Annotated in this window: 21 protein-coding genes; 6 read left to right on the top strand and 15 right to left on the bottom strand. The window is 67.0% G+C overall.

From position 1 onward, the window contains the following. Window positions 1–8: 8 nt before the first annotated feature. Window positions 9–1,859, top strand: coding sequence for a tetratricopeptide repeat protein (locus O1A05_RS08290; protein ID WP_270104767.1), 1,851 nt, complete (start codon window positions 9–11; stop codon window positions 1,857–1,859). Here O1A05_RS08290 and O1A05_RS08285 read toward each other — a convergent pair. From O1A05_RS08285 to O1A05_RS08275, 3 genes are all read right to left on the bottom strand, one after another. Next, window positions 1,856–3,109 (bottom strand): aminoglycoside phosphotransferase family protein, encoded by a 1,254-nt coding sequence (locus tag O1A05_RS08285; protein ID WP_270104766.1) that lies wholly within the window; start codon window positions 3,107–3,109, stop codon window positions 1,856–1,858. The genes O1A05_RS08290 and O1A05_RS08285 overlap by 4 nt on opposite strands. Then, a complete protein-coding gene (locus O1A05_RS08280) occupies window positions 3,087–4,100 on the bottom strand; it encodes a hypothetical protein (RefSeq protein WP_270104765.1) in 1,014 nt (337 codons plus the stop codon). The genes O1A05_RS08285 and O1A05_RS08280 overlap by 23 nt, the downstream gene beginning before the upstream one ends. 95 nt (window positions 4,101–4,195) lie before the next feature. Continuing rightward, window positions 4,196–4,840, bottom strand: a complete 645-nt coding sequence (locus O1A05_RS08275; protein WP_270104764.1) for a GNAT family N-acetyltransferase — start codon at window positions 4,838–4,840, stop codon at window positions 4,196–4,198. 63 nt (window positions 4,841–4,903) lie between these two features. Here O1A05_RS08275 and O1A05_RS08270 point away from each other — a divergent pair, with 63 nt between their 5' ends. Together O1A05_RS08270 and O1A05_RS08265 are read left to right on the top strand one after the other, a co-directional pair. Further along, window positions 4,904–5,527 (top strand): 5-formyltetrahydrofolate cyclo-ligase, encoded by a 624-nt coding sequence (locus tag O1A05_RS08270; protein WP_270104763.1) that lies wholly within the window; start codon window positions 4,904–4,906, stop codon window positions 5,525–5,527. Between the two features lie 23 nt (window positions 5,528–5,550). Then, window positions 5,551–5,826: an FmdB family zinc ribbon protein gene (locus tag O1A05_RS08265; RefSeq protein WP_270104762.1), complete on the top strand. Its 276-nt coding sequence runs from the start codon at window positions 5,551–5,553 to the stop codon at window positions 5,824–5,826. 10 nt (window positions 5,827–5,836) lie between these two features. Here the strand turns inward: O1A05_RS08265 and O1A05_RS08260 are convergent, their stop codons facing one another. The 7 genes from O1A05_RS08260 to guaB form a co-directional block, all read right to left on the bottom strand. Then, a complete protein-coding gene (locus O1A05_RS08260; RefSeq protein WP_270104761.1) occupies window positions 5,837–6,061 on the bottom strand; it encodes a hypothetical protein in 225 nt (74 codons plus the stop codon). Beyond that, window positions 6,061–10,047: an AAA domain-containing protein gene (locus O1A05_RS08255; RefSeq protein WP_270104760.1), complete on the bottom strand. Its 3,987-nt coding sequence runs from the start codon at window positions 10,045–10,047 to the stop codon at window positions 6,061–6,063. The genes O1A05_RS08260 and O1A05_RS08255 overlap by 1 nt, the downstream gene beginning before the upstream one ends. Window positions 10,048–10,208: 161 nt before the next feature. After that, window positions 10,209–11,813 (bottom strand): glutamine-hydrolyzing GMP synthase, encoded by a 1,605-nt coding sequence (gene guaA, locus O1A05_RS08250; RefSeq protein ID WP_270104759.1) that lies wholly within the window; start codon window positions 11,811–11,813, stop codon window positions 10,209–10,211. Window positions 11,814–11,861: 48 nt separating this feature from the next. Further along, window positions 11,862–12,425 (bottom strand): DUF3817 domain-containing protein, encoded by a 564-nt coding sequence (locus O1A05_RS08245; protein WP_270104758.1) that lies wholly within the window; start codon window positions 12,423–12,425, stop codon window positions 11,862–11,864. Continuing rightward, entirely contained in the window at window positions 12,422–13,384 is a 963-nt protein-coding gene (locus O1A05_RS08240) for an SURF1 family protein (RefSeq protein WP_270104757.1), read from the bottom strand. The genes O1A05_RS08245 and O1A05_RS08240 overlap by 4 nt, the downstream gene beginning before the upstream one ends. Window positions 13,385–13,432: 48 nt before the next feature. Further along, complete coding sequence (locus O1A05_RS08235; RefSeq protein ID WP_270104756.1) at window positions 13,433–14,569, bottom strand: GuaB3 family IMP dehydrogenase-related protein; 1,137 nt, start codon at window positions 14,567–14,569, stop codon at window positions 13,433–13,435. Window positions 14,570–14,601: 32 nt separating this feature from the next. Further along, entirely contained in the window at window positions 14,602–16,146 is a 1,545-nt protein-coding gene (guaB, locus tag O1A05_RS08230; protein WP_270104755.1) for an IMP dehydrogenase, read from the bottom strand. Between the two features lie 179 nt (window positions 16,147–16,325). Here guaB and O1A05_RS08225 point away from each other — a divergent pair, with 179 nt between their 5' ends. Further along, a complete protein-coding gene (locus O1A05_RS08225) occupies window positions 16,326–17,795 on the top strand; it encodes a TIGR01777 family oxidoreductase (protein WP_270104754.1) in 1,470 nt (489 codons plus the stop codon). Here the strand turns inward: O1A05_RS08225 and O1A05_RS08220 are convergent. Together O1A05_RS08220 and O1A05_RS08215 are read right to left on the bottom strand one after the other, a co-directional pair. Then, window positions 17,777–19,243 (bottom strand): dicarboxylate/amino acid:cation symporter, encoded by a 1,467-nt coding sequence (locus O1A05_RS08220; protein WP_270104753.1) that lies wholly within the window; start codon window positions 19,241–19,243, stop codon window positions 17,777–17,779. The two genes, O1A05_RS08225 and O1A05_RS08220, sit on opposite strands and share 19 nt — an antisense overlap. A gap of 85 nt (window positions 19,244–19,328) precedes the next feature. Beyond that, on the bottom strand, window positions 19,329–19,883 hold the full coding sequence (locus O1A05_RS08215; RefSeq protein ID WP_270104751.1) for an AEC family transporter: 555 nt from the start codon (window positions 19,881–19,883) through the stop codon (window positions 19,329–19,331). Here O1A05_RS08215 and O1A05_RS08210 point away from each other — a divergent pair. Continuing rightward, a complete protein-coding gene (locus O1A05_RS08210) occupies window positions 19,864–20,259 on the top strand; it encodes a GntT/GntP/DsdX family permease (protein WP_270104750.1) in 396 nt (131 codons plus the stop codon). The two genes, O1A05_RS08215 and O1A05_RS08210, sit on opposite strands and share 20 nt — an antisense overlap. Here the strand turns inward: O1A05_RS08210 and O1A05_RS08205 are convergent. The 3 genes from O1A05_RS08205 to groES form a co-directional block, all read right to left on the bottom strand. Next, window positions 20,256–21,236 (bottom strand): 2-hydroxyacid dehydrogenase, encoded by a 981-nt coding sequence (locus tag O1A05_RS08205; RefSeq protein WP_270104749.1) that lies wholly within the window; start codon window positions 21,234–21,236, stop codon window positions 20,256–20,258. The genes O1A05_RS08210 and O1A05_RS08205 overlap by 4 nt on opposite strands. A 110-nt stretch (window positions 21,237–21,346) precedes the next feature. Then, window positions 21,347–22,942: a chaperonin GroEL gene (gene groL / locus O1A05_RS08200; RefSeq protein WP_270104748.1), complete on the bottom strand. Its 1,596-nt coding sequence runs from the start codon at window positions 22,940–22,942 to the stop codon at window positions 21,347–21,349. A gap of 106 nt (window positions 22,943–23,048) precedes the next feature. After that, entirely contained in the window at window positions 23,049–23,345 is a 297-nt protein-coding gene (gene groES, locus O1A05_RS08195; protein ID WP_270104747.1) for a co-chaperone GroES, read from the bottom strand. A gap of 213 nt (window positions 23,346–23,558) precedes the next feature. Here groES and O1A05_RS08190 point away from each other — a divergent pair, with 213 nt between their 5' ends. Then, window positions 23,559–24,890, top strand: coding sequence for a THUMP-like domain-containing protein (locus O1A05_RS08190; RefSeq protein WP_270104746.1), 1,332 nt, complete (start codon window positions 23,559–23,561; stop codon window positions 24,888–24,890). Window positions 24,891–24,895 lie beyond the last annotated feature (5 nt).

The following is a 24,895-nucleotide window of genomic DNA, read 5'->3' as shown; positions in this document are numbered from 1 at the left end:
GGATGACCATGACCGAGCCACAGAACCGCACCGGCGCGCCCGACGATTCCGCCGCCGGAGAGGTGTCCACCCGCCTGAACGGCTTACTGCGCAGCATCGATGAGGCCCCGCTGTGGAGTCAGGAGACGGCGGATACCGCGCCGGGCTGGCTGGATCTGGCCCATGAGGCCGCTTATGCCGACGATCAGCCCCGGGCCCGGCGCGCCGTGCAATCCGGGCTCAAGGCCCCGGGCAGCGAGCGCCCCGAACACCGCCTGGCCCTGTACCGCACCCTGGCCACCGTGCTGGCCGCCTCCGGCGAGAACCCGGAGGATGCGATCCGCGCCCGTGCGGCCGTGCTGCGCGAAGTGGGCCAGCCGCATCAGGCGGAACTGGAAGTGCAGCTCGGGGCCATGTTGCTGCGCGAACCGGAGTCGTTCGATGCCTCCGTGTTGGCCGGGGTGGTGGAGCAGGAGCGCGACGTCGACCCCCGTGACACCGTGTTGGTGGATGCCTTGGTCGCCCTCTCGGTGGCCCGAGTGGAAGAACAGCGGGCCGAAGAAGCCGTCGACCTGTTACGCGAAGCCTTGCGCGCCCTGGATGCCCGGGTCGCCGCCCACGCCGTGGTGTCCTCGGGTCAGCGCATTTCGGTCACCATGTTCTTGGCCCACGTACTGCTGATGCATCAGGACGGCGACGCCGCGGCCGCCACCGCCACCGAGCTGCTGGAGTCGGGCTGCAACCGTGCGGTGCGGGCCGCGATGTGGATGGTGCGCGCCGTGGTGGCCCAGCAGTCAGGCTCCTGGGACGATGCCGCCGAATATGCGCTGCGCTCCTGCGAGCTCTACGCCCGGTTGGGCGTGCGCCCCGGGGCTGCCTCCGCTGCCGGACTATTGGCCACCGTGAGTCAGACCGCCGGGCAGAACCACCAAGCCGTGCTGGCCTGGCGGCTGGCCATGCAGCAAGCGGAGCAGGGCGAGATCTCGGAGTCCATTGCGCTCGGTCTGGCTCTGGGGCACCAGCTGCTGGAGGTGGAGGATTTCCGCGAGGCCGAAGAGGTGCTCACGGGTCTGGTGCGCCGTGCCGAAATTATGGACGATTCGATCGCCCTGGGTCGGGCGCTGGTGGATTTGGGGCACGCCCTGCGGCACCAGGACCGCGCGCAGGAGACCCTCGAGCACTGGGACCGCGCCGCCGACCTCTTCACCGAACTGGACTTCCTGGAGGAGGCCGCCCGCGTGCAGCTGGCCACCGGGGCGCTGCTCTCCCGCGAACAGCGCCAAGACGAAGCCGTGGTCCGGCTGACCCGGGCCGTGGAAATCGCCCGCCGGCTGGAGCGTTCCGAGGCCGGGGTACTCCCCCAAGCCCTGCACGCCCTGGGCCATGTGCTTTCCGAACGCGGCGACACCGACGGCGTGCGACTGCTGGACGAAGCTATTGAACTCGCGAAATCCGCCTCCGCCGACTGGCATCACGCCGACTACACCGATACCCGGGCCCGGGCGCTCTGGGCGCTGCACGACGGCCCGGCGGCGGTCTCCACCGCGCTGACCGCGGCTGATCTGTACGCTGCCTCCAATGATCGCACCGCCGCCCAGCAGGCGGAGCTGTTCGCCGCCCACGTGCTGCTGGAACAGAGCAAAGCCTACGAAGCCGCCTCGCTGTTCCGGTTGCTGGCCGACGATGGCTCGACCGCGGCGTCGGTACGCATGGCGGCTTGGCTGGGCCTGGCCCAAGCGCTGGAACTCACCGAGGATGAGCCGGGTGCCGCCGAAGCCAAGCAGCGCGCCGAAGAGATTGCCGCAGAGCTGACTGATGACGATGCCGAAAACCCCGACCCTACCGACGGCGCAGGCGACTCCGATGCACCGCAGCCCTAGTGCGGTGGCGCGACCAGAGATTCGATGATCTGCAGGCGTTGCAGGGCCAGTTCGCGGGCATGATGCCGGGCGGCTTCGGCGCGCGGAGTACCCCTCAGCACCGGGTCCGGCGGCAGCAGGGTGCACACCACCGCGGCGGTGCGCAGCGCCAGGTCGTGCGGTGACACCGCGTCCGACCCGGCCGCCGGTCCGGTGATCGAGGCGGACAGCCGCTCCCGCAGCTCCGTGGTCGCGTTCCGGTAGCGGGGATCCACGGTGGGGAGCACAGACAGGTGCGCCAGCAGGCAGGCGGCGTCATCGATTCGGTGCCCGGGGCCCACCTCGTCTACGTCGAGCAACCCGGAGAGCGCTCCCCCGTCGAACAGTAAGTGCGCCTCGTAGAGATCCCCGTGCACGGGCACCAACGGGCCCGGATCCTGCCGTTGCAGCCCGGAGTGAATCTTTTCCAGCACGGTGTCCCAGCGGCGTTGCTGGTCGGTCAGTAGCGGGTGGGTGCGCGGGGCGAGATCGCTCAGGCGTGCGGCCCAGCTTGGGCGGGTCGGCAGGTCCAGCACCGTGGCGGGCAGCCGATCCAACACGCCGAGAATCTGCTGCGCGTCGTCCTCGCGGGTACGGTGGTGCACCAGGCGCGAGGCCAGCGAGCGGCCGGCCAGACCCCCCAAGGCCACCATCCCGAGTTCGGGTGCGGCGAGTACCGGGGCCACGGGCACGTCCGCCTCACTGAGTAGCCGGTGGCGCACCACGGTGGCTGCTGCGACGTCGTCGGGCAACACCTTCAGGTAGATACTGCGCGCCGGGGTCTGGGCGGTAGCACCCACATCCGCACGCAGGACCGCTCGACGTAGCGGCCGGTAGCTGATCATCCGTAACGCCAACAGGGGCTCAAACAGGGGTTCAGCACCGATCAGGCGGCGCAGAGGTTCCGGGTCGACGGCACGGGCGAGTCCGGGCAACCGGGGATCATGCGGATGCATCCAGAGCGACCAGCGGATTCCGTGCAGGATGTCCGTGCCGGCCACGGTGCCCGCGGGCAGCTCCGCGGTGGTGAGCCCCACGTGGCGTTCCGTCTCGCCGGACCCACCGGTGCGCACATGGGCTTCGATGAGCAGGGTGGTAGCGGACCCGGTGCGATCGACCTCGCGCAGGCTCCATCGGTTCAGGGTGTGGCCGAGGCGTCCGAGCAGACGTCCCAGTACCGTGTCGAGATCCCCGGGGTGGAGGCCGGGATCAGATGGCTCGACGGCGTTCAAGCACCTTGTCCAAATCGAGGCGGCGGTGGGCGCGCGCGGCCAGCTGTGCCTGGTATTCGGCGGAGACGCCGTCCTTGAGCTGCACGTTCGGGGACACCACCGGCTCGGCTTCGGGCTCGATCGGCTCCGGCTCCGGACGGGTCACCTCGGCGGCATCGAGGTACATGGGACGCGGCACTCGGGCCACGGCCGGACGTTCGTCTTCCGCGGCGCCCTCGAGGGAGCCCTCAGAGTCGGTCTCCGCGGTCGCGACTGGCCGCGCGGTAGCCTCCGCGGCCTGCATCGCTGCCGCAGTGTCGGCATCGCGCTCTGCAGATTCGGGGGCAACGGTCTCCGGCTGATAGTCGAAGACGGGGGCATCACGGTGCGTGACGACGTTTTCAGCAGTCCCCGCAGGCGCCGTCCGGACGTGCACGGGCTGACTCGTGTTGGCGGCCTCAGCGAAAGCGTCTTCCACGCGTTGGGCACGACGACGGCGCTGATCGCGCAGGGCGAGTCCGCGCAGGGTGGCCAGCGACCCCACGCCCACCAGCAGAGAGATCCCGGCCACGGTCACGGTGGCGGCACCAAAGGCAGACGCGATTCCGGTCACCAGGAAGGTACCCAGGGCGAGCACCGCCACGAGGAAGACGGCGGTGCGGCCCCAGCGCACAGTCATTCTCGGGGTCGGGCCTTCGGCGTGCCCTTCCGTCGATGCGGAACGGTGCGGGGTACTCGGTGCCATGGTGTTCCTCCGGATGCTGCCTGGGGTGGACGTGCTCGGCCGGGACCGAGTCTCAGCGCGGCGTTCCATGCGAGACGCCCACTGGCGACGTCGTCGTACCACCCGGTCGCGCAGACTCGGTGCGATCTGCAGTTCCTGTCGGGAGACCAACAGCATCCAGGTCAGCACGGCCACCAGCACCAGCATGGCGGTGGGGACGCGGACGTCCGGAAGCGCGCCGAGCGCCGAAGCGAGCGACTCTTCCAGTTCCCGAATACGATGGTCCACGTCTCAACGGTACTCACTGCGAATCACACCGTTGTGATTCATCCGGGTGTGTCGCTGAGTTTGGGCCAGAATCAGGCCAAGAATCGGCGAGCGGATCATCTGCGCAGCTGGGCCAGCAGCCCGCCCGGTGGCACGTCCTCCAGGGTGAGGGCGTACGTGTCGTGATCTTCCCAGGCGCCGTTGATGTGCAGGTAGTTCCGGCGCACCCCTTCGTGACGGAAGCCGAGCTTGTCCACCACCCGGTGGCTGGGCCCGTTGCGGGGCACAATGTTGATCTCCACCCGGTGGAGCCCGGCCCGGCTGAACAGGTAGTCCACCACCATGGCCACGGCACGCGGCATCAGTCCGCGCCCGGCCACATCTCGGTCGATCCAGTAGCCGATGCTGGCCGACTGCGCGGCCCCGCGCATGACATGGGAGACCACCAGTTGGCCGATGATCCGCGGCCGGGCACCCACCGGGGCGTCGTCGTCGCGCAGACACAACAACCACGGATACCCGCCCCCGGCGGCGGCGTCGCGATTCAGGGTGCGCACCATCTCCCGGAATGACCGCGGGGCGCGGGAGGGGTCCGGGGTGGTGGCGTCCCAGGGGGTGAGCCATGCTGCATTGCGCTGGCGCACCGCGTCCCATTCGTCCCGGTCACGGGCGCGAAAGGGACGCAGCACCAGCTCACCGTGCTCGAGCGTGACCGGCCACGCCCCGGAGAGATGGTCGAACGGTCCGGCGTCTCGACTCATATACTCGAGCATAGTCACCCCCACCGGCACCGTTGAAACAGACGCATCGCTTGAGAGGTCACCATGACGGACGCAGAGAAAACCGGGTTCCGCCAAGAGTATCGACGACGACGCCGCGAGCTGCCCGCGCTCGAGCGTGCCGCGCAGTCGGCCGCGCTGACCGACGGCGCGCTCAAGTTGTTGGCCGAGCGGAAGCAGCAGGCGGAGAACACGGGGCAGCCCTGGCACGGCCGGGTGGCCTCGGTGATGAGCTACGGCGCGGAACCCGATACCGGTCAGTTGCACGCGCGCCTGGCAGCCGAGGGGGTTGAGGTGTATGTTCCGGTGAGTCTGCCGCAGCGACAGCTGGGCTGGGTGCGTTGGTTCCCATCGGTGGCGATGGAACGTTCCGCGGTGGCACCGATCGAAGAGCCGGTGGGCGAGCGGTTCGGGGTGGAGCTGATGAGCCGGGTCGACGTCGTGTTCGTGCCCGCGCAGGCGGTAGACCCCGCGGGGTACCGGATGGGTCAGGGCGGCGGCTACTACGACCGGTTTTTGGCGCAGCTGTCGGAGCCGACACCGCTCACGGTGGCGGTGGTGTACACCCATGAACTGGTGGAGCGAGTGCCGCGGGACGAGATGGACCGTCCCACGGACGCGGTGCTCACCCCGGAGGGACTACACTGGAGTGTCCGAACGGAGCACTGAGGAGATCTCGAGGAGCCATCGCCGTGCCAACCTACGCTTACGCCTGCAAAGACTGCGGTCACACCTTCGACGCCGTGCAGTCCTTCACCGACGACGCGCTGACCGTCTGCCCCGAATGCCAGGGTACGCTGCGCAAAAAGTTCGGTGCTGTGGGGGTCAGCTTCAAGGGTTCCGGCTTCTACCGCACCGATTCCCGATCGTCGTCGTCCAGCTCCGTGAGCAGCTCGTCGAGCTCTACCGGTTCATCGAGTTCTTCCAGCACCTCCAGTTCAACGAAGGCCGCCACCAGCACGTCGTGATTCCCCGGGCTTAGCCCCAGTGCGGGGGTCGCTGCTCGAGTAACCAGCGATCCCGCTCGCTCAGCGCACCCAAGGTCTGCATGGGACGCTCGGCTGGTTTGCGCGGCGGAGCCGCGTCCGTCGCCTCCGGGCCCAGACGCGGCTCTGCATGGTCGGCCTCGGCAGGCCCGGTGCCGGGAGCATCCACGCGGCGCGACCGGCGCGGGCGCGGAGGCTCCCCCGATTCTCGGTTCATCAGCGCGTGGCTTCCCCGTCGTCGGCGGGGAGGCCCAACAGCCCGGCGATCTCCTCGGTCACACCCAGCGGGTTCGAGAACACGTCGATCGTCCAGAGTGGCTGATGTCGCCAGCCCAGCCGTTCCAGGGCGGCCGGCCGCAACCGGGACCGCTCGCGCACGCTCATCGCCCGGCCCCGCTCGGAGCCATCCGACGACAGCGCCACCGGGGCGGCATAGTCCTCAGATTCGGCCCCGTCCCACTGCGGCAGTCCGCGCGGGTTCCAGGCGGCTAGGTCGATCATCCCGGCGCCGTCCACCTCGGCGGTGGCCCCGCGCTGGTCGAGCAGCTGAGCGATGTCGTGAATCAACGGATCCGATGCGGAAGCATCAGTACCAGCACCGGCCTCGGTGCGCGTGGGCTCATCGGCGTCGTGCAGGAACATCTCCAACACCTCGCGCAGGTGATAGGAGGCGCCCTGCAGCCGCTTCGGGTCCAGGTCAGCGGGGTGAATGCAGGTCAGAATCCGCAGGCTGGACCGGGCCCGGGTCAGCGCGGTGGCGTAGTACTGGTGGCTGTGTTGCTCGGACAGCGGACCGAAGTGGTGCACCACCGATTCCTGCGCCCCGCGACCGTAGCCCAGAGTGAAGATGATGGCGTCGCGGACCAGCCCGTGGGCGCGCTCCATCGGCGCCACCACGAAAGGCTCGCCGCCGTTGCCGGAGTCAGCCGCAAAGTACGGCATGGCCCACTTATTGTCGGGCAGGTTCATCCGGATCGCCTCGGCCACCCGTCGAGCATGGGTGGCGGTGGCGGTGATCACCGCGAGCGAGGTGGTCGGGTGGTTCTTCAGGTGCTCAAACACCAGGTCCACGGTGCGGTTGACCTCTGCGGTGGTGGATTCCATACCGTCATCGCGCCAGGAGACCGCCCCCTGGGGCACGTGCTCGACGACGACGGCGGGCTCCCCCAGCCCGGTGAATTCCTCGGCGGACGGCAGGCGGTCGAGCTCGCCGTAGAGTTGGCGGCCCAACAGCCGGGTGAGCCGCTGGGAGACCCCGCGATGCTGGTAGCGCAACGGCCCCTGGGGCAGCACCCGTGACAGGGCGGCGTGCGTGGACTCGGCATCCGTCGGGGTGCGCCGGGTGGAGGCTGAATCGACCGCCACCTGGAAAGGCTGCGGGCGCCCGGAGACGGCGTCGCCGAAGGCCACGGTCTGGGTGGCGCGGGCGATCGGCCCCAGCGCGGAAGCGACCGCCAGGGTTTCGGCGTCAAGCAGCAGCACCGTGTCGAAGCGCAGGTCGGCCGGCATTTCCGCCAGGGCCAGCGGGGAGGTGGTCCAGATCGGCACCAGCGGCTGCAACACGGCGGCGTCGATCTCGGCCAGCTCCGAGATCTCCGGCGCCCCGCCCTTGAGCAGGTTCCGCAGCGCATCGGCCGCTTCCGGGTGAGAACCGGTGGCCGCCTCGAACCGGGTGGCCAGCAGGTGCCGCAATCGTGACGGGCCAGCGGCGAGGTGGGCGGCGTCGGCGAGCCGGAATTCGGCGTCGATGCGGCGCAGTTCGGCACCGTCCATCATCGCCAAGTGGTCGTCCCCAGAAATCATGGCTTCCAGGGCGGACTGCCACCAGGAGACGTCGAGTTCCGCGCGCACCTGGGTTGCGGGGATCTCGCGGTCCTGGAAATCGGCGAGCAGTTCTGCCAGGCCCTGTTCGCGCAGCTGATCCAGCACCAGTGTGCGCTCGGGCAGGGTCTGCAGCGTGTCCTGATCGGCCACCAGCCGGTCCAGCAGCACGGCCAGCTCGCTGATCGGCAGGTTCTCCAGCCGCTGCGTGTCGGCTTCGGGGGTGGCCAATACTTGCTGGAGCCGTTCCAGGTTCTCGGCGAGAGCGCGGCCCTCCTCGGCCAGGGATTCCAGCCCGGAGGGGATCACCGGGTGGCGCTGGGAGGTGGCCCACTGCCGCCACACGGTCAACTGCGACTGCACCTTGACCAGGGCGGTGTGCAGGTCGTCCACGTGCATACCGGGGCGCACGTACTCCTTCGCCACACGACGCAGCCGGGAGCGGGTCATCGCCGACATTTCCACCCCGTGTTCGCGGCGCCAGGAACTCGACGCGGTGGCGGCGATCAAGTCGGTGACGGGCCGGTCGAAAATATCCGGGGTGAAGTGGTCCAGGGAACCGCGCACGTGCTGGAGCAACTCGATCTGTTCCGACCAGGAGGTCACGGTGTCGCCGGTGCGCAGCTGCGACTGGGCGGCTGCCTGTTGGATCTTCACCCGCACCACGGGCAGCGCTTTGGCCACCTGTTCGGCCAGGGTGTACGCCTCTTCGGCCTCCTGGACGTTGCGCAACCGCGCCCCGTACCAGGGCGACTCGACGGCCTGGCGGGAGAAGGCACCCAGCTCGGCGGCTCGGTGGAGCTGCTCGGCGACGGCCTCGCGGTTCACGGTGGCATCCAGCACCGAGCGTTTCAGCCGCACCGTGGTGGCCGGGGCCGGGTCTAGGGCGGTGAGCTGGGCCAGTTCGCGCATCGCTTCGAAGGGCGAGCAGTTCCAGCGGGTGCGCACCTGGTGCAGGCTGGCACTGTGGTCAGCCAAGCGGTGGCGGCGCTCCTGCACGGTGGCCTGCACGCGCTTCACAGCCGGCTCGGTGGCCCGCTCGCCGCGCAGGAGGGCGTGGATGAGCTGCTCGCGCAGGTGCGCCGGGGTGGTGGACGAGGAGACGTTGAGCGCCAGGCTGGCGAGGTCGAGACGTTCCAGGCGACGGCGCACGTCATCCAGGGTGGCGGTGCGTTCGGCCACGATGAGCACCCGCTTGCCCTCGGCGGCCAGCCCGGCGGCAGCGGCGACGGCGGTCTGGGTTTCGCCGGTGCCGGGAGGGGCGGAGACCACGAGGGAACGCCCGGCCAGAATATGGTCCACCGCCGTCTGTTGCGAGGGATCCAGGTCGAGCACGAGCAGTTCCTCGGCCGGGTCGCGCTCGTCGATCGGAGTCAGGGCGGCGTCGTCGAGCTCGGTGACGTCGACGTCGGCTTCGGCACCGTCGCGGTACAGGGCGTTGATGACCGGGTGGTCGGTGGAGATCAGCTGCGAGGTGGCCGAGGCGGAGTCGGTGAGGTCGGCGAAGGTGGAGAGCACGAGGCGGTGTTCGACCACGAGCCCGCGGATTGACGAGTTGTGGGCGCGCAGCAGCTCCAGGGCCGGCTGCGGCTCGAACTTCGCGGTGACGTAGGCGGCACGCTCAAATTCTGCCGGGTCCAGGGTGATGCCGTAGGTGGTGGCGAAGAAGCGCACCAGGGCCGGGTTCAGCCGGGCGCGTTCGGTGATCTGGACTTCGTAGTCGTCACGTCCGGAACGCTGGGTGAGGCTGATCCGGGCCAGCATCACCGGCGCCGACATCTGCACGGAATGCCCGTTTTCGGAGACCCGCCAGGTGGCCAGGCCCGCTGCAGCGTAGCCGACGTCGATGCCGCGATCGGCGGAGAGCTCTTCCATTTTGGCGCTGATCTGCCGGGCGGCAACGTAGGCCTGGTCCAGACCGCTCTGATCGCGCAGCAGCGTGGAGAGCCGGGTGCGGCGCCCGGTCACGAACTGGGTGAGCCCGGAGGGGTGGGCGTGGGTGACGTCGATGCTATTGTTCGCCGTCGGGCCGAAGCGCAGCATGGTGTCGGAACTGGTGGAGGTGCGCAGCCCGGTGAGCCACTCATCGAAGCTGAACCGGGGCTCGTTCGGTTGCGGCGCGCTGGGTTCTTCCTCGGCGGCGGGCTCAGGTTCGGAGTCCACCTCGGACTCTGATTCCGCCTCGGCAGACTCGGCCGTGTCGGATTCAGCGGCGGCGTCGGCTTCGAGGTCTTCGGGTAACGGGGCGCCGGCGGTAACTTCTCCACCGGTGTCCGGCTCGGCGCTGGTGGCGTCCGTGACGTCCGTCTGGGCTGCCGCGGGGGCGTCCTCGACCGGTTCGGTGGAGTCTGCCTGGGGGGTGCGGTCGTCCGAGTGGCTCACAGTCGTCCTTCCTCTGCCATTCGCCGCCTCCGGAGGGTCACCGGTTCGGCGTGCACACAGTTGTGCTCACAGAATAGTGTGACCCACCGTGCCCCGAAAACCTGGTGACGACATGAGGATTCGGCCGGTTCGGTGTGAATTCACAGTCCGAACCGCCCGAATCACTCCCACTCGATGGTGCCCGGAGGCTTCGAGGTCACGTCCAGCACGACGCGGTTGATGCCGTCCACCTCGTTGGTGATGCGGTTCGAGATGCGGCTGAGCACGTCGTAGGGCACCTTGGCCCAGTCGGCGGTCATCGCGTCTTCCGAGGTCACTGGGCGCAACACGACCGGGTGGCCGTAGGTGCGACCGTCGCCCTGGACGCCCACGGAGCGCACATCTGCGAGCAGGACCACGGGGCACTGCCAAATCTCACGGTCCAGCCCGGCCACGGTGAGCTCTTCGCGCACAATGGCATCGGCTTCACGTAGCAGGTCCAGGCGTTCCTTGGTGACCTCGCCGATGATGCGGATGCCCAGTCCCGGTCCGGGGAAGGGCTGGCGCATCACGATCTCGTCGGGCAGTCCCAGCTCCGAGCCGACAGCCCGGACTTCGTCCTTGAACAAGGCGCGCAGCGGTTCGCAGAGTTCAAATTCGATGTCATCGGGCAGTCCGCCCACGTTGTGGTGGGACTTGATGTTGGCGGTGCCCTCTCCCCCACCGGATTCGACGACATCTGGGTACAGAGTCCCCTGCACCAGGAACTTCACGTCGGTGGCGTTCGGGTCGTTCTGCGAGGCCAGCACAATATCGGCCTGAGCCTGCTCGAAGGTGCGGATGAACTTTTCGCCGATGATCTTGCGCTTGGTTTCCGGGTCGGTGACGCCGGCCAGGGCGTCCAGGAACACGTCCTCGGCGTCGACCATCACGAGTTTGGCCCCGCCCGTTGCTTTGCCAAAAGCCTTCTCGATCTCGTCGGATTCGTTCTGACGCATCAGCCCGTGGTTGACGTACACGCAGGTGAGCTGGTCACCGATGGCGCGCTGGACCAAAGCCGCGGCAACCGCCGAATCGACGCCGCCGGAGAGACCGCAGATGGCCCGGTGCTCCCCGATCTGTTCGCGGATCAGAGCGACCTGCTCGTCGATGACGTTGGTGGTGGTCCAGGTCGGGGTGAGTCCGGCCCCCTGGTACAGGAAGTTCTCCAGCACCTGCTGGCCGCGGTCGGAGTGGCCCACTTCGGGGTGCCACTGCACGCCGAAAATTCGCCGGTCCGTATCTTCGAACGCGGCGACGGGGGCGCCAGCAGTGCTGGCGGTGACGGCAAAGCCCTCCGGCGCCTCGGTGACGGCGTCGCCGTGGGACATCCACACCACCTGATCGGCGTCCTGCCCGGCGAAGAGCGTGCACTCCCCTGAGATCTCCTGCAAGCGGGTGGAGCCGTATTCGCGGGCTCCCGTCTTGGCCACGGTGCCGTCCAGTGCCGCCGCGATGGACTGGAAGCCGTAGCACAGGCCCAGCACGGGCACCCCGGCCTCGAGCAGGGCCGGGTCCAGGCGTGGGGCGCCGTCTTCGTACACCGAGGAGGGTCCGCCGGAGAGGATGAGCGCGGCCGGGCGTCGGGAGAGAATCTCTTCAGCGGACAGCGTGTGCGGCACCACTTCGGAGTAGATGCGGGCTTCTCGCACACGGCGGGCAATCAGCTGTGCGTACTGGGCGCCGAAGTCGACCACCAACACGGTGGGGAAATCGGCGGAGATCTGAGGATTATCTGCGGCGGTCATCACGGCTTCCAGAATAGTCGGTGCTCGAGGATTCTCTGAACGGGCCCGCTAGTAGCGGCGCACGGCCTCGGGGTGGGCTTGGACTTCGGCCACGGTCTGCCGGTGGATCTGCTTCTCGACGATGAACGACAGGAAAGGCACCACGCCGCCACCGGCCATCAGCAGCAGGCGCATCCCGTTCCAACGCATCAGCGACCAGAGGCGGAAACTGGCCAACAGGTAGACGACGTACATCCAACCGTGGACGATGAGGATCAGCAGGGAGATGTTGATCCCGTCGACGATCTCCCCGGCCGGGTGGAAACCGAGCACGTTGGAGGCACCGGCGGCAGAGGCGTCCTCCAGGCCGACCCGGGTGCCGCCGGCGAAGAGCTCCAGGTTGAACCCGTACTTCAGCACCATTTCGGCCACCAGAAGCAGCAGCAAAATACCGGTGAGCCAGGCGCAGATCTTGTAGAAGGTCAGCGCCCCGCGAATCTGCCGGTTGGTGCCGCCGAATCGGCGCTGGGTGCCGCTGGGACGCGGCGGTGCCGGCGGCAGGTCGGCTTCGGTGATCTGCTCCGGATCGGGCAACTCGGCCGGGTTCACCGGTTCTGATTGCTGGTGGCTCATCGGTCCTCCTGGTTCGGGGCGGTCTCGCTGTGAAACTGGTGATTTGCCTTTTCGGCGGTTGCTTTGGCAGCACGTGCTTCAGCTCGACGTCGTTCCAACTCGCGGGCGCGCCACTGGCGCTCCCATTCTTCGTCGAGCAGTTCCTCGCGCCGGTCTTTCAGGTGGTCGTCGCGCATGAACCGCCACCACAGGTACAGCGCCATGCCGGCGAAAATGATCCATTCGATGGCGTAGAAGATGTTGAGCCAGACGACTTCCTGCTCCTGCGGCTGCGGGGCCACCAATACCTGCTCGATGCCGGCGGTACCGTCGGCTTCCAGCGTCTCGCCGGCGGAGCCATCAGCACCGATAGGGGCGAAACTGCTGGCGGCAATGTAGGCGGCGTAGAGCGGCTGGTTCCAGATGTTGACCAGTTCAGAAGTCGCCACCGCGGAGTTGGTCATCGGTGTGACGGAGCGGTCCAGTGCACCGGCTACGGGGCCTTCGGGAGGCAGCAGCCGTCCGGTGACCTCTACCGTGGTGCTCGATGCGTCCACTCCGGTGGCTTCGGTGAACAGCTCACGTAGCTGGGCTTCGGAATCCGCGGCCGGCGGCTCTGCACTCCAGCCCCAGACCACGGGGATCCCGTAGTTTCCGGGGGCGTCGTCCACATCGGCCAGGGCCACCAGCCAGTAGCCGGTTTCGCCGTCGCGGAGCCGATTTTCGATGACGACCGTGCTGGCCGCATCCACCGTACCGGTGAAGGTAACGATCTGGTCGGCCTGGGCGCCCATCAGCGGTTCGCCCGGTTCGAAGTGCTCGGTGAGCTCGACCGGGGTCTCCGTCTGGCTCAGCGGCGGCGGCGCCGTGGAGACAGATTGCTCAAACTGCCACCGGCTGAGGAACACGAACACCGTGGACACGACGATCGCGAGGATCAGGAAGCCGATCCACTGGGGTTTCAGGGCGGTTTTCAGCACGCGGGATCCTTGATCGGGCTGCTCTTCTCTCTCGTAAGTGGACGACGGTCAGGACTGCGGAGGCGAGGCCACCTGGACCTCGACCTTCTGGAATTCCTTGAGCTCGGTGTAGCCGCAGGAGGCCATAGCCCGGGCCAGGGCACCCATCAGGTTTGCGGTGCCGTTGGTGTGGTGGGTGGGGCCCACCAGGACCTCTTCCAGGGTGCCGACGGTGCCCACCTGGGTGCGGTCGCCGCGCGGCAGGGTCGGGTGTGCTGCTTCGGCGCCCCAGTGCCAGCCGGCCCCGGGGGCTTCCTCGGCGCGAGCGAGTGTAGCACCCAGCATGACGGCGTCGGCGCCCATGGCCAGCGCCCGGACGATGTCGCCGGAGTTACCCAGTCCGCCGTCGGCGATGACGTGCACGTAGCGCCCGCCTGACTCATCCATGTAGTCGCGTCGGGCCTCGGCGATGTCCGATATAGCCGTCGCCATCGGCACACGCACACCCAGGGCGCGGCGGGTGGTGGAGGAGGCTCCGCCACCGAAGCCGACGAGCACACCGGCGGCACCGGTGCGCATCAGATGCAGCGCCGGAATGTAGCCGGCCGCGCCGCCGACAATAACGGGAACGTCGAGCTCGTAAATGAACTGCTTGAGATCCAGGGGCTCCTGGGTGGCGGAGACGTGCTGGGCGGAGACGGTGGTGCCGCGAATGACGAACATGTCCACGCCAGCGTCGATCACCGTGCGGTAGTGCTCCTGGGTGCGCTGCGGGGTCAGGGCCCCGGCGACCACCACACCGGCGTCACGGATTTCGGCGATGCGCTGGCTGATCAGTTCCGGCTGAATCGGCGCGGAGTAGAGCTGCTGAAGCCGGGCGGTGTTCTCTGGGGAGAACTGCTCGGCGTTCAACGCCGCGATCTCTTCGAGAACCGGCTCGGGGTTCTCGTAGCGAGTCCACAGCCCCTCAAGGTTGAGCACGCCCATGCCGCCGAGCTTGCCCAGCGCGATGGCGGTGGCCGGTGACATTACCGAGTCCATCGGCGCACCGATCACCGGCATGCCGAAGTTGAAAGCGTCGATCTGCCAATCCAGGTTGACGTCTTCCGGACCGCGGGTGCGGCGGGTGGGGACGATGTTGATGTCGTCCAGGGCATAGGCACGACGGCCGCGCTTGCCGCGGCCGATCTCCACTTCATAGCTCACAGTGCTTCTCGTTCCTTAGGCTTCCCGTAGGGTCAGCGGGCGCGGTAGTTCGGCGCTTCCACCGTCATCATGATGTCATGCGGGTGGGATTCCTTCAGACCCGCAGGAGTGATGCGCACGAATCGGCCATCGCGCTTGAGCTCGTCGATCGTTCGTGCCCCGGTGTAGAACATGGTCTGGCGCAGGCCGCCCACCAGCTGGTGCAGCACCGCTGAGAGCGGACCGCGGTAGGGCACCTGGCCCTCGATGCCTTCGGGGATCAGCTTGTCTTCGGTGGGCACATCGGCCTGGAAGTAGCGGTCCTTGGAGAAGGATCGCTGTCCATTGCGGGTCTGCATGGCACCCAGCGAACCCATGCCGCGATAGGCCTTGAACTGTTTGCCGTTGTAGAAGACCAGATCACCGGGCGACTCAGCGGTGCCGGCCAGCAGCGAACCCAGCATCACGGAGTCAGCGCCGGCCACTAGGGCCTTGCCAATGTCGCCGGAGTGCTGCAGACCGCCGTCGGCGATCAGGGGAACACCCGCGGGGATGGTGGCCTTGGAGGCTTCATAGATCGCAGTAATCTGCGGCACACCCACGCCAGCGACGACGCGGGTGGTGCAGATCGAGCCCGGGCCCACACCCACCTTCACGGCGTCGGCCCCGGCGTCAACGATAGCCTTGGCGCCGGCGTAGGTGGCTGCCTGGCCGCCGATGATGTCGACGTGGGCCGAAGCCGGGTCTTTCTTCAGGCGGGCGATCATGTCGAGCACGCCCTGGGTGTGGCCGTTGGCGGTGTCGACGACGAGGACATCCGCGCCGGCTTCCACCAGCGCCATGGCCCGGTCATAGCCGTCGCCGAAGAAACCGACGGCGCCGCCGACGCGCAGTCGGCCCTCGTCGTCCTTGGCGGCGTTGGGGTACTGTTCGGCCTTGTCGAAGTCCTTGACGGTGATCAGCCCCTGCAGGCGGTTCTGGTCATCCACCAGTGGCAGCTTTTCAATGCGGTGGGTGGAGAATAGCTCCACGGTTTCTTCGCGAGAGATGCCGACCTTGCCGGTGACCAGTGGCATCGGGGTCATGGCCGTGCGCACGGTGCGGGTGGCGAATTCTTCGCGGCGGATGAAGCGAGTGTCGCGGTTGGTGACGATGCCCAGCAGCACCTTGTTCTCGTCGACGACGGGCAGGCCGGAGACGCGGTACTGGGCACAGAGTTCCTCGAGCTCCTCGAGGGTTTCCTCGGGGCCGACGGTCACCGGGTCAATGATCATTCCAGACTCGTTGCGCTTGACCCGGTCCACCTCGGTGGCCTGGTCCTCGATCGAGAGGTTGCGGTGGATGATACCCATACCGCCCTGGCGGGCCATGGCGATGGCGAGACCGGCTTCGGTCACGGTGTCCATGGCGGCCGAGATGACGGGAACGTTGATGTTGATGCGCCGGGTGAGCCGGGTGGTGGTCTCAGCGTCGGCGGGGATGACGTCGGTGGCGTTGGGCAGCAGCAGGACGTCGTCATAGGTGAGACCGGTGAAGCCGAACGGGTCAGCCGCCTGGGCGACGGGATCGGGAGATGGTCCAGAGGTGGGGGTGCTCACAGAAAAATGGCCTTTCGATCTACATGCCCGGGTGCGGATGCTCAGCTCAACATGGCGGTGCACCCAGTGTATTCCCCCGCGAGGTTTCGACTGAACCGAGTGACCGATGGTGACACCGCGACGTGGCCAGGATCACCGAGTAGCCTGGGGCCACGCCCACCAGCGGAAACGGAGCCACCATGTCAGCAGATTCACCGCGTCGCCACCTCTTCGAGCACATGATCACTGTGCCCCACTCCCGTGAGACCGTTGCGGCCTGGCACGAGCGCGGCGGAGTGTTGCCTCGGTTGAGTCCGGATTGGTCGACCACGGTGTTGCAGGAACCAGATCAGGGGCTGCATCCCGGGTCCCGAGCCCGGTTGCTGATGGGACCAGCCGGGCTCGTATCGCTATTACCCTCGGCTCGGCTGGCCCGTCGTGCGGGTGTGCGCTGGGAGGCGCTGCACACCGCATGGGAGCCCGGGCACGGGTTCACCGATGTGATGGAGTCCGGTCCCCTGCGCTCCTGGACTCACCAGCACGGGTTTGTCGACGACGAACCGGAAGCGTCGTGCCGGATCGAGGACCGGATCGAATATGAACTTCCCGCCGCCATCGAAAGCATCCCCGGGGCCGCCGCCCGCTTCGACGCCGAGCTCGAGCGGATCATGGCCTTCCGGTCGCGAGTGATGCGCGACGACCTGGATTTCCAGGCCCGGGTTGCCACTGATCACCCCCTGACGGTGGCGATCACCGGTGCCTCCGGATTGGTGGGAACCCAAGTCTCGGCGCTGTTGCGCTCCGGCGGCCACCGGGTGATCACCCTGGTGCGCCATTCCGGCCCCAGCCGTCGGATCGACGAGCACCACATCAGCTGGGACCCCGCGCAGGGCGAACTCGATGCGTCCTTACTGATCGGCGTCGACGCGGTTATCAACCTCTCCGGAGCCTCGATCGCCGGCCCCTTCACCGCAGCCCATCGCCGGACGGTCTTCGCGTCCCGGGTCGACTCCACTTCCACCCTGGTCACCGCACTGCGTTCCGTGGCCGACCGGGGCGGTCCACACACCCTCATCAGCGCCTCGGCTTCGGGGTTCTACGGTCACGATGCGAGCGCTCACGATGAGGATGCCGCCCACCTCGATGAGACCGCACCCAGTGGAGATGGTTTTCTGGCCGCGGTGTGTCGACAGTGGGAGCAGGTGGCTTCCGGTGCCGCCGAGGCAGGAATCCGAGTCGTCACCGTGCGCACCGGGCTGGTGCTTTCCTCCACTGGCGGGCTATTGGCCGCCCAGCTGCCGCTGTATCAGGCCGGTGCCGGTGGCCCGATGGGCTCGGGCGGGATGTGGCAGCCTTGGGTGTCCCTGGATGATCTGGCGCAAATCTACGTGTGGGCGGTCGTCCGGCCCGAGGTCACTGGACCGGTCAACGCGGTGAGCCCGCAGCCGGTGCAGCAGCGCGAGTTCGCCGCCACGCTGGGCGATATTCTGCATCGACCAACTGTGCTGCGTACCCCGAACATCGCCCCGGCAGTGCTGCTGGGCCGTCAGGGAGCGCGCGAGCTGGCGCTGAGTTCGGCACGCCTTGCTCCGGCTGAGCTGGAAAGGTCCGGGTACCGTTTCCGGCACCCGGACCTGACCTCGGCCCTGCGTCACACGCTGGGTCGCTGAGCCGATCCGGCTTCGGCGCCGACGCGCTCGGCGTCGACCGGCTCGTCCTGCGCGTGGTCGACCACGTCCTGCGTCTCTGGCTCGGCCAGTTCAACGTCGTCATTCATCAGCTCCACGCCAGCATGCTTGGCGTTGTAGAGTGACTCATCCAGGATGCCCTCCTGTTTCGACACCAGCGCCGGCACCAGGGCCTGGCCCACCACGTTCACGGCGGTGCGGCCCATGTCGACAATCGGATCCACCGCAAGCAACAGACCCACGCCGGCCAGCGGCAGCCCCAGCGTGGACAGGGTCAGGGTGAGCATCACGACGGCACCGGTGGTGCCCGCGGTCGCTGCCGACCCAAGCACGGAGACCACCACGATGAGCGCGTAGTCGGCCAGCGTCAGCTGGATACCGAAGAACTGGGCCACGAACATCGCGGCAATCGCCGGGTAGATAGCAGCGCAGCCGTCCATCTTGGTGGTGGCGCCCAACGGCACAGCGAACGCAGCGTAACCGGAAGGCACTCCGAAGTTTCGCTCAGCCACGCGCTGAGTGACCGGCAGCGTGCCGATCGAGGAGCGGGAGACGAAGCCCAGCTGGAAGGCGGGCCACACACCGGAGAAGAACTTGCGGATGCTCAGCCCATGGGCCTTCACCAGCACCGGGTAGAGCACCAGCAGCACAATAGCCAGACCGGCATAAATGGCGAGCACAAAGGTACCGAGGGCGCCCATGGTGGTCCAGCCGTAGGACGCCACCGCGTTGCCGAGCAGACCCACGGTGCCGATCGGAGCGATACGGATGATCCACCACAGCACCTTCTGGATCACGGCCAGGGTGGACTGCGAGAAGTCCAGGAACGGCTCGGCTTTCTTGCCCAGTTTCAAGGCGGCCACACCGACGACGATCGCGATCACCAGGATCTGCAGCACGTTGAACGACACCGAGGTCGTCATGGTGCCATCGTCACCGGCAGTGGTCGAGGCCGACAGTCCCAGGAAATTGGAGGGGATGAGACCCTGCAGGAACGCCAGCCAGTCGCCGGTGCGACCCGCGTATTCCTCCGGGGCTTCCTGCCCGGTGCCGACGCCGGGTTGGAAGATCGCGCCCATGGCAATGCCGATGAGCACAGAAATGAACGCGGTGATGGCGAACCAGAGCAAGGTTTTCCACGCCAGGCGGGCGGCGTTGGTGACCTGCGCGAGGTTGGCGATGGAGGCGACGACGGCGAAGAACACCAGCGGGATCACCGCGGCGCGCAGCAAGGAGATGTAGCTGGAGCCGATCAGTTGCAGCGTCGTGCCCAGACCGGTCGGAGTCTCCTCGGTGTGGCCGGCAGCGCGGGCCATCAGGCCGAGAACGACGCCGAGCACGAGAGCGGCCAGGATCTGGAATCCGAAATTAGTCATCCACCCGGGCAGGGTCCTCTGCCGGGGTTGGATATCAGTGCGAGTTGAAGACATGCCAGCACCGTAGTCCGAAAACGCTGAACGACCTGACCGATCGGTCACGTGAGGACACACTGTGACCCCGGTGACTCTGCAAGCGTTATCCGGGAGCCAGCAACAGAGTAATCAGGAGGATCACCGGCAGCGAGAGAAAAGAGCTGGCGAAGATCGTGTCACGCACCAACAAGGTGGGCAGCCGAAACTGGGATGCGAAGAGGAACTCGTTCTGCGCGGTGGGCAGTGCCGCCATGGCTACCACCCCGAACAGCTCGAGCCCACTGAGCCCAAACACGAAGTGCCCCAGCAGCCAGGCCGCTGTGGGCATCAGGGCCAGTTTCGTCAGCTTGCCCAACACCAGGTCACTGAAAATCTCTCGGTTCCGGAACGGCTTCTGCCCGTGCAGACTCATCCCGAAGATGAGCAACAACAGCGGAATCGAGGAGTGTCCCAGCATGTCCAGGGGTTGCCAGATCACCTCTGGCGGCGTCCAGGAAGTCAGTGACACCGCTGCGCCGACGACGGCGGCAATGCTCACAGGATTCGCCACTGCTTTCAGCACCGTCTTCCACAGCGGCTCCTTCGTCTCGGCCCGGTGGCGGGAGAGGAAGGAGAACACCGTGAGGTAGATCGGGGCGATGACCAACAGCTGCGCCATTAGCACGGAGACGGCGGGCATAGCCGATTACGTTGCCGAGACCACCAGCGGTTTGAATTTCAGCCCATTGCTGCTCGCTTGGGTGATTGCGGCGCTGCTGCCCATCGCCTTGGGCTCAGCCACGGTTGCCGTCGCCACCGCTGCCGGTGTGGCCGCTCCCCTGGTGGCTGCCACCGGTGCCTCACCCGAACTGATGGCCCTGGCGACCGCGTGCGGGTCGATCGCCTTCAGCCACGTCAACGATCCGGGCTTCTGGATGTTCATGGAGTACTTCAACCTCAGCGTCGGGCAGGCGCTGGCGGTGCGTACGACTTACACCACGGTGCTGGCCGTGCTGGGCATCATCGGGGTCTTTGGACTCAGCCTGGTCTTCTAGACCGGGGTGACCAGCGTCCGGCTGGTCACCCAGCTGCGCACGTTCTCCAGGGTCAGCCGCGCCATATCCTCGCGGGTCTCGTGAGTGGCGGATCCGACGTGAGGGTAGAGGACAGTGTTGTTCAGCTCGAGATAACGGTCATCAACGTTGGGTTCGTCGACGAACACGTCGAGACCGGCAGCAGTGATGGTGCGGTTCTGCAACGCGACGATGAGTGCTTCGTCGTCGATGACCGATCCGCGTGCAATGTTGATGACCACTCCGTTGTCCCCCAGAGCTTGAAGGACTTCGGCGCCGACGAGCCCGGCCGTGTCGGGTCCACCGACTATAGCGACCACCAGGATGTCGACTGCTTCGGCGAGTTCGCGCGGCGTCGAATGGTAGGTGTAGCCCGGGGTGTCCTTCGCGCGGCGGGACCAGTAGTGGATTTCACTGCTCAGGGCTTCAAAGCGGCGGGCAATATCGAAGCCAATGCGCCCGAGCCCGAGGATGCCCACCCGGCGGTGGTGCGCTCGGGTGCTGAAGGGGAACGGCCCTTCCTGCCATTTTCCGCTGCGCACGAACCGGTCGGCCGCGGAGAAGCGACGCATGGTGTCGAGGTAGAGCCCCAGTGCGGTGTCGGCGACACATTCGTTGAGCACGTCGGGGGTGTTCGACAGCGGGATGTTGCGCTCGCGGAGCCCTTCGACGTCGTGAGCGTCGTAGCCGACCCCGAAATTCATCACGGCCTCGAGGTGCGGCAGCCGGTCCAGCATCATGGCGTCGACCCCGCTGCCGGCGGTGGCCACCGCGATCTTGATGGTCTCCCCGTGCTCGACGAGAAACTCGGCGCGGTCGTGCCGGGAAGCCGGGTAATGCAGTGGCTGGAGCTGGCCTTCGAGCTCCTCCTCGACCAGCGGATGCTGGCGTCCGATAGAGAGGACCGCGCCACGGTAGGCGTCGAGGGCAGAGGCAGGCAGGTTCAGCAATTCCGACATGGTCTTCATCCTACCCACGACAATGCCCTGCCGGACCAGGTCCAGCAGGGCATTGAGCGCGAATCAGTGACCAGAATCGGTCACCTGGGATTCAACGTGATCAGCGGGGATCAGTCTTCGTCCTCATCCTCGACCTTGTCAGCCACCAGGGTCTCGGTGGTCAGCACCAGAGCCGCGATGGAGGCGGCGTTCTGCAGGGCAGAGCGGGTGACCTTCACCGGGTCGATGACGCCGTCGGCGAGCAGGTCGCCGTAGACGCCGGTCTTGGCGTTGAAGCCGTGGTTGGGCTCCAGCTGGGCCACCTTGGAGACCACGACGGAGCCGTCTTCGCCGGCGTTCAGGGAGATCCAGCGCAGCGGCTGCACCAGGGCCTTACGGACGACGTCGACGCCGTGTGCCGCATCGCCAGAGAGCGCGGACACATCAGCATCCTCGTCCAGTACGGACAGGGCGTTGATCAGTGCGGTACCGCCGCCCGCCACGATGCCCTCTTCCAGAGCAGCGCGGGTGGAGTTCACGGCATCCTCGATGCGGGCCTTGCGCTCCTTGAGCTCCACCTCGGTGGCAGCGCCGACCTTGATGACGCCCACGCCGCCGGCCAGCTTGGCCAGGCGCTCCTGGAGCTTCTCACGGTCCCAGTCAGAGTCGGTGGCGTCGATCTCAGCCTTGATCTGTGCCACGCGTGCCTCCACGTCGTCCGCGGAGCCTGCACCCTCGACGATCGTGGTGTTGTCCTTGGTCACGGTGATACGGCGAGCAGAGCCGAGCACCTCGGTGCCGACCTGATCCAGCTTCATGCCCAGATCCGGGGAGACCACCTGTGCGCCGGTGAGGATCGCGATGTCCTGCATCATGGCCTTGCGGCGGTCACCGAAGCCCGGAGCCTTCACGGCCACGGCATTCAGGGTGCCGCGCAGCTTGTTGACCACCAGGGTGGACAGGGCTTCGCCCTCGACGTCCTCGGCGATGATGAACAGCGGCTTCTTCTCCTGCAGGATCTTCTCCAGCAGCGGCAGGAACTCCTGAACGTTGGAAATCTTGCCGGAGTTCAGCAGGATGTAGGCATCCTCCAGCACGGCTTCCTGACGCTCGGCGTCGGTGACCATGTGCGGGGAGAGGTAGCCCTTGTCGAACTGCATACCCTCGGTGATCTCCAGCTCGGTGGAGGTCGTGGAGGACTCTTCGATGGTGATCACGCCGTCGGCGCCGACAGTGTCGAAAGCGCGGGCCAGCAGCTCGCCGACCTCGTCGGACTGAGCCGAAATCGCGGCCACGTGGGCCACATTCTTGCCTTCGACGTCGCGGGCGTTCTCCTGCAGGCGCTTCTCGACGGCGGCGGTGGCCACCTCGATGCCCTTCTTGACCTCGTTCGGGGCCGCACCGGCGGCCACCAGACGCATGCCCTCGTTCACGAGAGCCTGGGCCAGCACGGTGGCGGTGGTGGTGCCGTCACCGGCGATGTCGTTGGTCTTGGTGGCGACTTCCTTCGCCAGCTGAGCACCCATGTTCTCGTAAGGGTCCTCAAGCTCCACGTCGCGGGCGATGGTCACACCGTCGTTGGTGATGTTGGGTGCGCCCCAGGCCTTATCGAGCACCACGTTGCGGCCCTTGGGGCCGAGGGTGACCTTGACGGTATCGGCGAGCTTGTCGATACCGGCCTGTAGCGCACGGCGAGCGTCGTCGTTGAACAACAGCTGCTTTGCCATGTGTTGTTACTCCTCTAAATCTGTTCTGACGTCTGAAGTAGAGCGGCCCAGCCGGCCGGTGGCCGACCGGGCCCGCTCTCAGGTGGTCTTAATCAGCGCTGCTGAGTCACTTGGTGACGACGGCCAGCACGTCGCGAGCGGAGAGCACCAGGTACTCCTCACCGCCGTACTTGACCTCGGTGCCACCGTACTTCGAGAACAGCACCACGTCGCCCTCGTTCACGTCCACGGCGATGCGCTCACCGTTGTCGGCCACGCGGCCGGGGCCCACTGCCACCACGGTGCCCTCCTGGGGCTTCTCCTTGGCGGTGTCCGGGATGACCAGACCGGAAGCGGTGGTCTGCTCGGCTTCCAGCGGACGGACAACAATACGATCCTCGAGGGGCTTGATAGAGACGGCCATGTCCGCACTCTCCTTCTGTAGTTCCATAAATCTGTTGTGCGCCGGGGGCGAGCCAACCGTCGTCGCGGGTGCCGGATGGCTAGTCCTTCAAGGCTTTGTCACTCGCTATGCTCGAGTGCTAATCCGACTCTAAGCCGAGACTTAGCACTCGGTCAAGGTGAGTGCCAGTGTTGCGTTCACCTAAGCGGCTACAGACGGCGGTACCGTGGAGTGGTGACTGATTCCTCCACCACCGGCGCTTCGGCGCTTGCCCCCGTATTGCGCCCCGAGGGGTGGGAGCTGCTACGGCGACTCTCGGATGAGCTCGGCGACCATCGCGCCTACCGCGACGAGGATGCCCTACGCTGGTCCACCCAGTTACGCGGCGAGGGACACGACCCAGAAACCGTGGCCGCGGTGCTCACCCAGTTGCGGCTACGGTCCCGAGCGGTGGAGAAATTCGGCCCGTTCACCGATCACATGGTCTTCACCGACGACGGCTTACAGCAAGCCACCCGGCTCTCGGTGGCGGCCCGGCACGCTCACCGATTCCAGGACGCCGGGGTGACATCCGTGGCAGACCTCGGATGCGGACTGGGCGCTGACGCCCTAGCCATGGCCGCCCTGGATCTGAATGTCACCGCGGTCGAGATGGACGAGTCCACTGCGGCGGCGGCCATGATTAATCTCATGCCGTTCCCGAACGCCACCGTTATCTGTGCCGACGCGATGGACTGGCACGACGGGCTGGACGAGAGCTCACGCCCGGAGGCGTACTGGTTGGATCCGGCACGGCGAGTGCTCGATGGCTCCAGCGCAGACACCACCGGGGGCTCGACACGAATCTTCGATCCCGCGGCGTTCTCGCCTCCCCTGTCCTTCGTGGAGCGCCTGGCCGGCACCGGAGCCCCAGTGGGGGTCAAATTGGGCCCGGGCCTACCCCATGCAGCCATTCCGGAGACCGCAGAAGCGCAGTGGATCTCGGTGGATGGGTCACTGTTGGAAACCGTGCTGTGGTTCAACGCGGTGCGTCGAGATGATGTACGTCGCGGCGCATTGGTGATCGATGCGGCAGGAAGCACCAGCGAGCTGATCAGCGCCGCTGATTTCGACGATGACCCGGAGGTGCCGGTGTCCGGGCGCGAGGGCATCGCCGGGTACTTATACGAGCCTGATTCCGCGGTGATCCGTTCCGGGCTCATCCGACAGCTGGTGGCCGATACCTTCGGTTCGGTGGGCGGGCGAATGTTGGACGAACACATCGCCTATTTCTGCGCCGATGAACCCGTGTCTACGCCGTTCGCTACCGGCTACCGGGTGCTGGACGTGCTGCCATACAGCGTCAAGGGGCTGCGCCGCTGGGTGCAGGAGCAGTCGATGACGCGACTCGACATCAAGAAACGCGGTGTCGATGTGGTGCCCGAGGAACTGCGCCGACTGCTGATGTCGGGTCAAAAGAAGAAGCAGCAGAAGTCCGGCGGCTCCACGCCTGCTCCGCGCACGGCAACCCTGGTTCTCACTCGTGTGGGCGAAGACCGGCTCGCCGTGGTGGTCGAGCCGGTCTAATCCGT

Source organism: Citricoccus sp. NR2 (assembly GCF_027594385.1).
GTDB lineage: Bacteria > Actinomycetota > Actinomycetes > Actinomycetales > Micrococcaceae > CmP2.
Note: the sequence above shows the minus strand (reverse complement) of the source record. Positions and strands in the feature narration are given on the sequence as shown.